This is a genomic window from Luteibacter sp. (assembly GCF_035539195.1).
Lineage (GTDB): Bacteria > Pseudomonadota > Gammaproteobacteria > Xanthomonadales > Rhodanobacteraceae > Luteibacter.
Map to the genome: position 1 here is coordinate 49,969 of NZ_DATLIW010000029.1, position 11,492 is coordinate 61,460.

11 protein-coding genes are annotated in these 11,492 nt (G+C 64.8%); 6 read left to right on the top strand and 5 right to left on the bottom strand.

Annotated features, from left to right (window positions below; all coding sequences use genetic code 11):
- Positions 1-14: 14 nt before the first annotated feature.
- The gene (locus VM621_RS09335; RefSeq protein ID WP_325468696.1) at positions 15-1,550 is read right to left on the bottom strand and encodes an oligopeptide:H+ symporter; all 1,536 of its coding nucleotides are present in this window, start codon (positions 1,548-1,550) and stop codon (positions 15-17) included.
- A gap of 273 nt (positions 1,551-1,823) precedes the next feature.
- Here VM621_RS09335 and VM621_RS09340 point away from each other — a divergent pair, with 273 nt between their 5' ends.
- The 5 genes from VM621_RS09340 to VM621_RS09360 all read left to right on the top strand — a co-directional run bounded on the left by VM621_RS09340 (position 1,824) and on the right by VM621_RS09360 (position 4,951).
- Positions 1,824-2,198, top strand: coding sequence for a diacylglycerol kinase (locus tag VM621_RS09340; protein WP_325468697.1), 375 nt, complete (start codon positions 1,824-1,826; stop codon positions 2,196-2,198).
- Positions 2,199-2,305: 107 nt separating this feature from the next.
- Positions 2,306-2,941 carry a LemA family protein gene (locus VM621_RS09345; protein WP_325468698.1) on the top strand — a complete coding sequence of 212 codons (636 nt, stop codon included), beginning with the start codon at positions 2,306-2,308 and terminating at the stop codon, positions 2,939-2,941.
- Positions 2,941-3,837: a TPM domain-containing protein gene (locus VM621_RS09350; protein WP_325468699.1), complete on the top strand. Its 897-nt coding sequence runs from the start codon at positions 2,941-2,943 to the stop codon at positions 3,835-3,837. The genes VM621_RS09345 and VM621_RS09350 overlap by 1 nt, the downstream gene beginning before the upstream one ends.
- A complete protein-coding gene (locus VM621_RS09355; protein WP_325468700.1) occupies positions 3,837-4,337 on the top strand; it encodes a TPM domain-containing protein in 501 nt (166 codons plus the stop codon). The genes VM621_RS09350 and VM621_RS09355 overlap by 1 nt, the downstream gene beginning before the upstream one ends.
- 107 nt (positions 4,338-4,444) lie before the next feature.
- Positions 4,445-4,951 (top strand): SgcJ/EcaC family oxidoreductase, encoded by a 507-nt coding sequence (locus tag VM621_RS09360; RefSeq protein ID WP_325468701.1) that lies wholly within the window; start codon positions 4,445-4,447, stop codon positions 4,949-4,951.
- A 33-nt stretch (positions 4,952-4,984) separates the two neighbouring features.
- Here the strand turns inward: VM621_RS09360 and VM621_RS09365 are convergent, their stop codons facing one another.
- From VM621_RS09365 to VM621_RS09380, 4 genes are all read right to left on the bottom strand, one after another.
- The gene (locus VM621_RS09365) at positions 4,985-5,275 is read right to left on the bottom strand and encodes a helix-turn-helix transcriptional regulator (RefSeq protein WP_325468702.1); all 291 of its coding nucleotides are present in this window, start codon (positions 5,273-5,275) and stop codon (positions 4,985-4,987) included.
- A gap of 60 nt (positions 5,276-5,335) precedes the next feature.
- On the bottom strand, positions 5,336-5,530 hold the full coding sequence (locus VM621_RS09370; protein ID WP_325468703.1) for a type II toxin-antitoxin system RelE/ParE family toxin: 195 nt from the start codon (positions 5,528-5,530) through the stop codon (positions 5,336-5,338).
- Entirely contained in the window at positions 5,487-8,333 is a 2,847-nt protein-coding gene (locus VM621_RS09375; protein WP_325468704.1) for a TonB-dependent receptor domain-containing protein, read from the bottom strand. Before VM621_RS09375 ends, VM621_RS09370 begins: the two co-directional genes overlap by 44 nt.
- A gap of 199 nt (positions 8,334-8,532) precedes the next feature.
- Positions 8,533-10,509 (bottom strand): alpha/beta hydrolase family protein, encoded by a 1,977-nt coding sequence (locus VM621_RS09380; RefSeq protein WP_325468705.1) that lies wholly within the window; start codon positions 10,507-10,509, stop codon positions 8,533-8,535.
- 153 nt (positions 10,510-10,662) lie between these two features.
- Here VM621_RS09380 and lgt point away from each other — a divergent pair, with 153 nt between their 5' ends.
- The gene (gene lgt, locus VM621_RS09385; protein ID WP_325468706.1) at positions 10,663-11,490 is read left to right on the top strand and encodes a prolipoprotein diacylglyceryl transferase; all 828 of its coding nucleotides are present in this window, start codon (positions 10,663-10,665) and stop codon (positions 11,488-11,490) included.
- Positions 11,491-11,492: the final 2 nt, after the last annotated feature.

Consider the following 11,492-nt stretch of genomic DNA (forward strand, 5'->3'; position numbering starts at 1 on the left):
GGCCCTTCGGCGCGTTACAGGTCTTCGTTGTGTACCGGCGGGAACGGCGGCACGTTGGCCAGCGCATGATTGAGCGACAGCTTCTTCATCAGCGGCAGCATGCCCACGGCGATACCCGTGCAGAGGATGCCGACCATGCCGAGCTTGTTGAACAGGCTGGTGTAGATGGTCAGCGACTGCAGCGGATCGGTGATGTTGTCCGGAATGGCTGCGTAGTTGGCGACGACGCTACCCATGTACTGGGCCACGCCCGAGGCGACGTAGTAGGCGCCCATCATGAAGCCACCCATGCGCGCCGGCACGTAGCGCGCGATCATGGCGAGGCCGAGGCCGCTCACCAGCACTTCGCCCAGCGAATACAGGCCGTAACCCCAGACCATGTACCAGGACGAGATCTTGCCGGCGATCGCGGTGGTGGCACCCAGGCCGTACATGAAAAAGCCGGCGGCGACGGCCGCGAAGCCCAGCGCGAACTTGGCGGCGACGGGGAAGTCCTTGCCGCTCCTGCCGAGGGCGTTGTAGATCCAGACGAGGATCGGCGAGAGGATCACGATCCAGATCGCGTTGAGCGACTGGAACTGCTCGGGAATCCACGTGAAGATGTTCCAGCCGAACAGGCTGAATTGCAGATCGACGTTGCGCTGGGCGAACAGGTTCAGCGAGGTCGACATCTGCTGGTAGAAGATGAAGAAGAAGATGGTCTGCACGGTCAGCACGAGCGCGGCGATGAGGCCGGCGCGTTCGCCCAGTTCGCTCGAGCGGATCAGGTGCACGAAGATGCCGAGGATGACGACACCGGCGATATACACGCAGGCCTGTGCGACGCCCTGGTTCTGCAGGATGTAAGCCGAGGCGGCGATGATCAGGATGCCCGCGCCGACGATGGCGAGGATGTTCTTCACCAGCGGCGGGTGTTCGTCCGGCTCGGAGCCGACATGGGCCAGGGTCTGGCGCATGAAGAAATAATTGACCAGGCCGAGGATGAGGCCGATGGAGCAGACACCGAAGGCGGTGTGCCAGCCGAGCGCGTCGCCGTAATGCTGGCCCACGTAATCGCGGATCCACGGGGTCAACAGCATCGAGATGGTCGAGCCGACGTTCACCGCCATGTAGTAGATGGTGAACGCGCTGTCGATCTTGACCTCGTCGCCCTCGTAGATCTTGCGCACGAGGTTGCCGGCGTTCGGTTTGAACAGGCCGTTGCCGAGGATGATCACGCCCAACGCGATGTACAGGAAGTAGGTGCTGTTGGTCGGGATCCAGAGCAGGGCGTAGCCCATCATGAGGACCACGGCGCCGGTCAGCATCGTGCGACGCGTACCGAGGAATTTGTCGCCGATCCAGCCGCCGATCGCGGGTGTGGCATAGATCAGGGCGGAGGCTGCGCCCCAGACCAGGTTGGCGTCGATGTCGGGAAAGCCGAGCTTCTTCACCATGTAGGTGACCATCAGCACCTGCATGCCGTAGAAGCCGAAGCGCTCCCACATCTCGATGAGGAAGACCGTGCTGAATGACTTGGTCTGTGAAACGGGCGGGTTCTGGATTGCCATGTATTTTCCGGAAGCATTGGAAACAGCGAGCCGGGATCGGAACCCTGGCTCCCGTCGCCGTGACCCTGAACGAAGTCACAACCGTTCAAGCGTAATACAAATGTTCCGCCGGGTTGTGCTGCAGCGCCAGAGGGGCGCGGCGATACGCCACGCGGCGCGCTCCAGGCGGCTTCCAGGGCGTGGTATGGCATCATAGGGGGCCTACCGCCACCTCCAGCCCCGACCATGGTCCCGAATCCCGTCCATTTGTCCGCTTCGGCGACCTGACCGCCCATGGCTTCCACGATTCCGCGCGGGCCGCGGCAGGTCTTTACCGCGTTCCAGTGGTCCATGAAGGGACTGAAAGCCTGCTATGAGCACGAGGCGTCCTTCAGGCTTGAGGTTTATCTTGCCGTGATCCTCGTTCCCCTTGGCTTCTGGCTGGGCAATGGCGGTATCGAGAAGATCCTGCTGGTCACCTTTCCCATCCTCGTGCTCGCCGCCGAACTGCTGAATTCGGCGATCGAAGCCGTGGTCGACCTGGTCAGCCCCGAATTCCACGAACTGGCCGGCCGGGCCAAGGATATGGGCTCCGCCGCGGTCTTTTTTCTCCTGGTGATGGTCGGCGTGAGCTGGGCCTTGATCCTGGTCCCTCATTACCTCAACTGAATCCGGCGCTCGGTGGGAGCCGATGCGTCGGCGATGCGCCACGCGATTTCCTGCGGGCCGCCCCGGTTTGGGTTAACTTGTGCCCCGCATCCCAAGGAATCGCCGCCATGAAGACACTCGTCCGTGCTTTTGCCCTCGTCCTGCTCGCCGGCTTTTTGTCCGGTTGCGGTTACAACGCCATCCAGCGCGAAGACGAATCGGTCAAGGCCGCCTGGTCCGAAGTCCTCAACCAGTACCAGCGTCGCGCGGACCTGGTGCCGAACCTGGTCAATACCGTGAAGGGCTACGCCCAGCACGAAGAGCGCGTGCTCACCGAAGTGACCAACGCCCGCGCCAAGGTCGGGCAGATGCAGATCACGCCGGAGCTCGCCAACGATCCCGAGGCCCTGGCCAAGTTCCAGGCGGCCCAGGGCCAGCTGTCCGGCGCGCTCTCGCGCCTGATGGTGGTCAGCGAGAACTACCCGCAGCTCAAGGCCGACGGTTCCTTCCGTGACCTCCAGGCCCAGCTCGAAGGCACCGAGAACCGCATCACCGTCGCGCGCAACCGCTACGTGACGGCCATCCAGTCCTACAACACGCTGATCCGTTCCTTCCCGAACAACCTGACCGCGAAGGTCATGGGCTACAAGGTGAAGCCGAACTTCAGCGTCGAGAACGAGAAGGCGATCTCCACCGCGCCGACCGTGGACTTCGGTTCCACCCCGGCTCCGGCCCAGGCACCGGCTCCCGCGGCCAGCCGCTGATGTTTCGGGTCGCGGCGCGGCTGCTGCTCGCCGTCGCCCTGCTGGCGCCGCCTTGGGCGGCGCTGGCGGCGGACGATGCCGCCGTGCCGACGTTGCAGCGTCACGTAACCGACCTTACCGGTACGTTGAGTGCCGATCAGGTCGGCCAGCTGGATGCGCGGCTGGCCGAGCTGGAAAAGCGCAAGGGTGCCCAGGTGGTCGTACTGATGGTGCCGACGACCCAGCCGGACGACCTCGAAGGCTATTCCCTCAAGGTGGCCGAAGCCAACAAGATTGGCCGCAAGGGGCCGGACGACGGTGTCCTCCTGCTGGTGGCCAAGGACGACCGCAGAGTGCGCATCGAAACCGGCTACGGCCTGGAAGGTGCGCTGCCGGACGCGATCGCCTCACGGATCATCCGGGAGTACATGGCGCCCAAGCTGCGCACCAACGATTACTACGGCGGCATCAGCGATGCGCTGACCGCGATCACCCAGATCGTCGACGGCGAATCCCTGCCGCCACCGGTCAACCCCGATGAGAGCCACGAGCGTCGAAACGGTGGCGGAAGCCTGCTCCTGCCGCTGATCTTCGGCGTCTTGTTCCTCCGCGGCATCCTCGGGCGCGCGCCGCTGTGGGCGCGCATGCCTATCGGCGGCGCGGTCACGGGTGGCCTGGGTTGGCTGTTCATGCATTCCCTGTTCGGCGGGGTCATCGGCCTTGTCGCCGGTGCGCTGTTCATGGCAATTCCGGGCGGGGCCGGGCGCTCCATCGGCGGTGGCGGCTGGGGCGGTTTCGGTGGCTGGGGCGGCGGCGGTGGTTTTGGCGGCGGCGGCTTCGGCGGCGGCGGCGGTGGCGGCGGCTTCAGTGGAGGCGGCGGCAGCTTCGGTGGTGGCGGCGCGTCGGGGAGCTGGTGATGAACATGCAACGGATCGCCGCCAACCTGTTCGGGGCCTGGTTCCAGATCGGTCGCCAGTTCGGCCCGGAAACGCTCGATGCCATCGCCGGCACGGTATCGGCCGGGGAGGCTACGCATCGCGGCGAACTGCGCGTGGCGATCGAGTCGCGCCTGCCGTTCTCCGCCGTGGCATCGGAGGTTACCGCTCGCGACCGAGCGGCCATGCTCTTCGCCCACCTGCGCGTCTGGGACACCGACGACAACTGCGGCGTCCTGCTTTATGTCCTGCTCGCCGAGCACCGTATCGAGATCGTCGCCGACCGCGGCATCGCCAAGGCGGTCACGGCGGCCGAGTGGGAAGCGATCACGGGCCATATGCGTGAGGCTTTCGCGGAAGGCCGTTTTCGCGAAGGCGTGCAGATCGGCGTGGCCGAAGCGGGCGCCTTGCTCGCACGGCATTTCCCGGCCGACGGCCGGGCGCGCGAGAACCAGCTGCCGGATCGGCCATTGGTCCTGTAGCGCTGGCACATCCGAGTAACAGGGCGGCGGACATACACCGTTCGGGGAATGGTCGCCCGGCTCCCGCCGTAGCACCCTTCATGGGTCATCCTCGTCCGGCTCGACGCATGAAGACCTTCCTGTTCCTGATCGTTGCGTTTCTCGGCTCGTCGCTGGTCCAGGCACAGACCGCCAACGACGAGGCGGCACTCACCGCGCTACCCCAGGCTTTTGTCGACGCGTGGAACCGCCACGATGGTCACGGACTCACGGTACTGACCGAGCGCGACGTGGATTTCGTCACCGTCGACGGCAAGTGGATGCGCGGGCAGAAGGATTTCGAAACCTACCACACGCGTATTCTCGGCGACCGCTTCCGCCTCTCGGTGAATCGCGTCATGGGTACGAACGTGCGCTTCCTCGCGGCAGACCTCGCGTCGGTGCATTACACCTGGCAGATCACCGGCGCCACGGATGCCGAGGGGCGCCCCGTTCCACCGCGCTCGGGGATCATGGTGTTCCTCGCGCGCAAGCAGCACGGGCAGTGGTTGATAGCGGTGGGGCAGAACACCAACGGCGCGCCTGCTCGTAGCGAGGGGGCGGATATCGTTTCGCCGCTGGCGGTGGTGCCTTGACGGATGGCATCGCCCAGCGTTCTCTGGTTTCCCTCAAGCGAGCGTAAGTCGAACCTTGTTGCCCATACGCGCAGCGAAGGTAACCAGCATGTCCAAGCTGAACTTCTCGACCTTCCCCCGACGAAGGTCGGATACCCGGCTCTGGCTCACTTTCAGAACCTGGGCCGCTTCAGTCTGCGACAAATGTTTGTCGTCGATCATCTTCTCGATGGCGATCATGAGCTCGGATCGCATCTTGTGGACACTGGCCTCGGGCTCAGAAAATCCAAGGTCAGCGAACACATTTCCGCTGGAATGGGTCAACGTCGTGTCGTCGCGGGTCATTGGGATACGTCCTATCTGGCCTGGGGGAGTTGCTACGCCTGGCACCTGTGGTCCGCGTGTCTAAGGAGCAATCGATTTATATCGTGACCTACCAATCTTGATATCAGAGAGAGGGGTCTTCTGCGTCTTCTTGGCAAAAGCATGGAGCACATAGATCTGGTGTCCGACATGGGTGACGTAGAAAGTCCGGCCGCAGGCCGACGTTCGAACCTCAGAACTTCTGCTGGTATCCCACGTAGACATACCGGTCGACATCGAAGGCCGGGTTGTACGGTGGGCTGCCGCCACCGGCGCTGGACACGTTGTAGTACAGCGGGCCCTTGCGATTGAAGACATTGTTGATGCCGACGCGGAAGTTGCCGTTCCAAGGCGCCTGCCAGCGTAGTTGCGCGTCATGGAACGCGACCGAGCCCTTTCGGCTGATACCGGTTGCGCCGCTGATCGCATTGATCTCGTTGGGGCGGTTGCACTCGACCGTCGCGGACCAGCACGAATCTTTCAAGCCGTCGAAATAGCGTACGGTCCAGGTCGCGCCGAAACGCTTCCATGACCAGTCGAGCGACAGGTTCGAGCGCACGCGGTACAGGCCCTGCACGCCGTTCATATAGCCGGCCAGTTGTCGCGGCGGCGAACCCGGGCTGCTCGATTGCGTGTAGTCCTTCAGATAGGTGCTATCGGAGAGCAGGGTGAACTCGCCGTAGCGCGTCTCCGGGAAGCGGTAGTGCGCGCCGAGGTCATAGCCTGCGGTATGCAGCGTGCCGAGGTTGGCGAGGCTCTCGTCCAGCGACGTGATGTGCCCGTCGGCGGCCCGGGTAAAACGCCCGCAGTAGGTCGGGTCATTGCGCACGTAGCAGAAGTTGAGGATGTCGCCCGCGAGGATCGGCGTGATCACGTCGCGGATGTCGACCTTGTAATAGTCGAGCGTGACATCGAGGCCATCGAGGTAGCTGGGGCTGTAGACCAGGCCAGCGGTCCGCGTGATCGACGACTCGGGCTTCAGCGCTGGATTGGCACCCGTGCGGAAGGCGACCGGATTCTGGCCGCCCGTGGCCGAGTTGACCTGCGCGCCCGACTGGTCGATCTGCCGGTAGTTCGCCGGCACTCCGGCGGCGGCGCAGCGTCCACGTACACCGGCGTCGGAGGCAGCCGCGCCATAGGCGCTGTCGCAGGGATCGAGGAAGCTTTCGAAGCTTTCGCTCGAACCCGCGTAGAGGTCGGCGACGGTGGGCGCACGGAAGCCCTCGGCGTACGTACCGCGCAACAACACGTCGTCGAACGGCTTCCAGCGGAAGCTGTACTTGTTGTTGGTACGGCCACCGAACGCGCTGTAGTGCGAATAGCGCGACGACGCATTCACCGCCAGTTCCCGGGCGAAGGGCAGGTCGGCGAGCAGGGGTACGTCGAGTTCGAGGTAAGCCTCGTTGACGATGTAGCCGCCGTTGGTCGGGTTGCTGGCAAGTTGGGTGGTCAGACCCGCGGAGTCAAGGGGATCGGGCACGTAGCGGCCGTTCTCGCTGCGATGCTCCAGACCCCCGGCGACCCGCACGGTGCCAGCAGGCAGGTCGAACACACCGCCGGTCAGGTTGGCGACGATGTCGTTGGTTCGCGTTACCTGGCGCGCGGTCGTCGTGGACTGCACGTAATTCCAGACGGCATCCGGCGTGCCGCCGGGACCGGCAAGAATGTTCCAGGGAACGCAGCCTGCCGCGCGATCCACGGCATTCGCGCAGACGATGTTGCCGTTCACCACCGCGGTGGGGCCGAGCGCCTTGGCCGCGTTGGCCAGGTTGATGTTGCCACTGTCGGTACGGCTGTCGCGCGCCTCGGAATAGCCGTAGGTCACGTCCCAGTTCCAGGTGCGGTCGTTCCAGAGGAAACTGCCTTCGGCGCCGGCATCGACGTGGAAAGCCTTGCTCTTGGCCCAGGTGATTCGCGGCACTTCCGTCGTCCGGCGGAAGAAGTCGGTTTCATAGCCGGGGAACGGGTTGTAGGCGTTACCGGGATCGATGCCGAGATCGCTGGTGCGACCGGAGCCACTTTCCAGCGGATAGCCGGCGGCCTGGCTGCGCGTATCGCGCACGCCATAGCTGGCCATGCCGCGTAGGGCGATATCGTCGGTGACGTTGTACCGCCCCGTCGCGAACAGGTTGCGCAGCTTGCTGCCGGCGCGGAAGGTCATGTCCCGCGACGTGGAATATTTGTCGGCGTTGCTGTTGACGTCGTACGGGTGGTAATTGGCTAGGTCGGCGGTGTCGCCGACCACGCCGCCGGGATGGTTCACCACGTAGCGGTTGGGCATCCACGAACCGTCGGCGCTGTAGGTACCCGCGCCCGCCGTCCCGGCCGCGCGCGGATCGACCACTCCGCCGTACGGGCCCATGCCGAAACCGACATCGGGATGGCGTGGGCCATAAGCGGTGCGGGTGAGCGAGCGCTTGCTGTCGGACAGTTCGTCGGCGTCCTCGTAACTGGCGCCGAGAATGATCGAAGCGCGCTCGCTGCTCTTGCCCCAGGTAAACGTGCCGTTCTTCTGGCTGCCGTCGCCCTTGCCGTTGACACCGTAGAGCACGTCCGCGGAGGCGCCCTCGAAGCGATCGGTGGTGACGATGTTGACCACGCCGCCAATGGCATCGGAGCCATAGATCGATGAGGCGCCGTCCTTGAGCACTTCGATTCGCTCGACAGTGGCTACCGGAATGGTGGAGAGGTCGGTCAGTCCGTTGAGGCTGGTAGCCCAGCGACGGCCATTGACCAGGATGAGGGTGCGTACGGCACCGAGGTTGCGCAGGTTGGCGTAACGGCCGCCGGCGTCGGTGCTGGACGAAAGCGTGTCCTGCGGCGTGACTTCGGGTGTCGACGCGGATGGAATGCGGCCGATGATGTCGGCCAGGCTGGTCAGCCCTGTCTGGCGGATGGCCTGGCGATCCAGGGTGAACACGGGCTGGGCGGTTTCGACATCGGTGCCGCGGATCCGCGAGCCGGTCACGCTGACGTTCACCGGTGCGAGCATTTCCGCCGACGAGCTGGTTTCCTGCGCATGGACCCCCGCGGCAGGCAAGCAGGCTCCGAGCGCTACGGCAAGCGCTACGCGTCGCCCTGCGACGAGGCGCTTGTGCCCGGAACTGACGTGCATACCCTGAAGCCTCCCAAGCCCCGCCATACCCCACCCGGGCTCGACGATCCACCGAAGATAACGCGGGCGGCGTGACCGGGGCAACCGGCGGAAGTCATGGGCCTCCGCCGGTGGGTGTCCTGGCTCAGTTCGACGCGGTGGTGGCTTCGCCGCCACCGATGTTCTTGTCGAGGAACGCCTGCAGCTTGTTATAGAACTCCTCGACGTTCTCCGGCTTGAGGAAGCCGTGCTTCTCGCCGGACTTGGTCAGGACTTCGTAAGGCTTGTGGGCCGCATCCATCGCGGCGCGCATCGCCTTGAACTGGGCGAACGGCACGCGTTCATCGTCCTCGCCGTGGACCAGCAGGACCGGCACGGTGATCTTGTCGGCCAGGTGGTCGGGGGAGTTTGCGGCCAGATCGGCCTCGTCGTGGCCGACCACCGTGGTCAGGTAGCTGCGGCCGAGCTTGGTCGTCTTGATGTCGCCCTTGCTGTACATCATGCCCAGGTCGTAAAGGCCCGCGTAGCCCACCGCGCACTTGAACATTCCCGGTTCCCGGATGGTGGTCATCATTGCGGCGTATCCGCCGAAGCTGGCCCCGTAGACGCAGATTCGCTTGGGGTCGGCGTAGTTCTGCGCGATCGCCCACTTCACGCCGTCGATCAGGTCTTCCTGAACGCGCGTGCCCCACTTGAGGTAGCCGGCCTGCTCGAAGCCGTTGCCGCGACCGCCGGAGCCGCGGTAGTTCACCTGCAGCACCAGGTAGCCACGATTGGCCAGGAACTGCGCGTCCTCGTCGTAGAACCAGTCGTCCTTGATGCCGATCGGGCCGCCATGCGGCAGCAGGACCATCGGCAGGTTGGCTTCGGACTTGCCCTTGGGAAAGGTGAGGATGGCCTCGAGTTCCATGCCGTCGCTGGCCTTGAATCGCAGTGGACGGCGCTCGGCCATCTTCGTCGCGTCGATCCAGGGCGCGACGGCGAAGAGACTGTGCACCTTGAACGTCTTGGTATCGATCAGCATGAAGCGACCCGGATCGCGGTCGCTCGACACGCCGAACATCAGCTGCCCACCGTCCTGGCTGAAGTCGATGAAGTTGACGAAGCTGCCCGGGAATTTCAGCGACAGCGCCATATGCAGCTTGGCGATCGCGTCCTGGGGATCGACATAGGTCACCTTCGGGATGCCACTCTCCGCGTACGTGCCGAAGGGCCGTAGTGGCACGGGTGTCCACAAGCCATCGGATGTGACCAGGCTGAAATCGTCCCGGCTGATCACGCGGCGGTTTCCGCCGTCCTCGTCCTGCTCGACCAGTTCGCCGCCCATGCCATGGGGGCTGTAGCGGGCGTACATGCGGTTGCTGCCAGCCACGGAAGCGACGGGAACGAAGCGCTGCAGTTCGCCGTTTTCGGGCACCTTGGCCCAGCCGCTGCCTTCGCGGTGGAACACGACGTACTTGAAGTCGGCATCGGTACCGTAGGAGAACTTCGCCGCGCCATCGGGCGAGATCATGAAGCTCATGCTGCCGATACCGATGTCGGCCATCTGCTTGCGGGCACTGCTGGTGGCATCGACGTCGTACAGCGTGCTGCGATTCTGGTCCGACCACGAAGTTGCGCGCATGTAGAAGTGGCCGTTGCTCTGCACCGGCGCCCCTTCGATCTCGCCCCAGCCCGAGTCGGTCTGGCGCGTGGCCGAGCGCTTGCCGACGGCCTCGTAGCCGTAAAGGTAGTCGGGGTTCTTGCCGTCGATGTCGATCGCCATGATCTCGCCGGTGTACGAGGTGTTGCCGATCGAGCCGTCCTGCTTGCCGCGGGCGACGACCAGGCGCGTGGCGCTCGCCCAGATGATGTTGGCGGGCAATTCGTAGGGGGGCATCCGGATCAGGCTGATTGGCTTGCTCGGGTCGTCGACGGCATAGATGGCGATGGCGTGCGTCTTGCCGTCGACGTCGTGATAAACCACCGAGAAATGCTTGCCGTCCGGCGAGAGGCGGGGCATGGTCAGCGGCTCGCGACGGGCGAAATCGGCCGTCGGGATCAGTTCGGCGGCGGCTACGCCGGAGGCGCAGGCGCCCATACACAGCACGGCCAGCAACGGCCGCGCGAAGCGGTACTTCATGTTCGACTCCCCCTGGTTGGGTACATCCATACACGCGGTCCTCCCCGGACCGCGCCCACGCCGGGATATAGCCCATTCCGGGGCCGGCCACAAGGCGACCCCTGGGCCGGAGGGGGCGCTACACTTGCCGCCTGCGATCTTCCTGGGCCCTCCATGGCAACTCCGTTCGTCGTCAATATCGATCCCGTCGCGCTGTCCCTCGGGCCTCTCCAGGTCCATTGGTACGGGCTCATGTACCTCGGCGGCTTCCTCGGCGGATGGGCGCTCGGCGAGTACCGTCGCCGGCAGGGTCGCCTGCCGGTCAGCGCCGATCGCTTCGGCGACCTCATGTTCTATTGCATGATGGGCGTGGTCCTGGGTGGCCGTATCGGCTACATGCTCTTCTACACGGCCATCTCCTGGATCTGGACCGACCCCCTGGCGATCTTCCGTATCTGGGACGGCGGCATGTCCTTCCATGGCGGCCTGCTCGGCGTGGTGGTGGCCGGCATCTGGTGGTCGCGGCGCAACAACGTGAAGTTCTTCGACACCATCGACTTCGTCGCGCCGCTGGTGCCCCTGGGCCTCGGCCTCGGCCGCCTGGGCAATTTCATCAATGGCGAGCTGTGGGGCAAGCCCACCGACCTGCCCATCGGCATGATCTTCCCGCATGCGCCCGACGCGCTGCCGCGCCATCCCAATCCGCTTTACGAGTTCGCGCTGGAAGGCGTGGTCATGTTCACGGTGCTCTGGCTGTTCACGCTGAAGCCGCGCCGGCGCTACGCCGTCTCGGGCCTGTTCGCCCTGATGTACGGCTGCTTCCGATTCATCGTCGAATTCGTCCGCGTGCCCGACGCCCAGCTGGGCTACCTGGCCTTCGGCTGGCTCACGATGGGGCAGGTACTCTCGCTGCCCCTGATCGCGCTCGGCATCCTCTGGCTGGTCATGTCGCGCCGTGCGCCCTATGCACCCGTCGCGGCGCCCCCCGCGACCGCGACCTGATA

Bases quoted from the DNA above. Each gene is read 5' to 3' on its own strand.
- lgt (WP_325468706.1), top strand. From the start codon at position 10,663: ATGGCAACTCCGTTCGTCGTCAATATCGATCCCGTCGCGCTGTCCCTC.
- VM621_RS09355 (WP_325468700.1), top strand. From the start codon at position 3,837: ATGAACATGCAACGGATCGCCGCCAACCTGTTCGGGGCCTGGTTCCAG.
- VM621_RS09335 (WP_325468696.1), bottom strand. From the start codon at position 1,550: ATGGCAATCCAGAACCCGCCCGTTTCACAGACCAAGTCATTCAGCACG.
- VM621_RS09340 (WP_325468697.1), top strand. From the start codon at position 1,824: ATGGCTTCCACGATTCCGCGCGGGCCGCGGCAGGTCTTTACCGCGTTC.
- VM621_RS09365 (WP_325468702.1), bottom strand. From the start codon at position 5,275: ATGACCCGCGACGACACGACGTTGACCCATTCCAGCGGAAATGTGTTC.
- VM621_RS09360 (WP_325468701.1), top strand. From the start codon at position 4,445: ATGAAGACCTTCCTGTTCCTGATCGTTGCGTTTCTCGGCTCGTCGCTG.
- VM621_RS09380 (WP_325468705.1), bottom strand. From the start codon at position 10,509: ATGAAGTACCGCTTCGCGCGGCCGTTGCTGGCCGTGCTGTGTATGGGC.
- VM621_RS09350 (WP_325468699.1), top strand. From the start codon at position 2,941: ATGTTTCGGGTCGCGGCGCGGCTGCTGCTCGCCGTCGCCCTGCTGGCG.
- VM621_RS09345 (WP_325468698.1), top strand. From the start codon at position 2,306: ATGAAGACACTCGTCCGTGCTTTTGCCCTCGTCCTGCTCGCCGGCTTT.
- VM621_RS09370 (WP_325468703.1), bottom strand. From the start codon at position 5,530: ATGTCGACCGGTATGTCTACGTGGGATACCAGCAGAAGTTCTGAGGTT.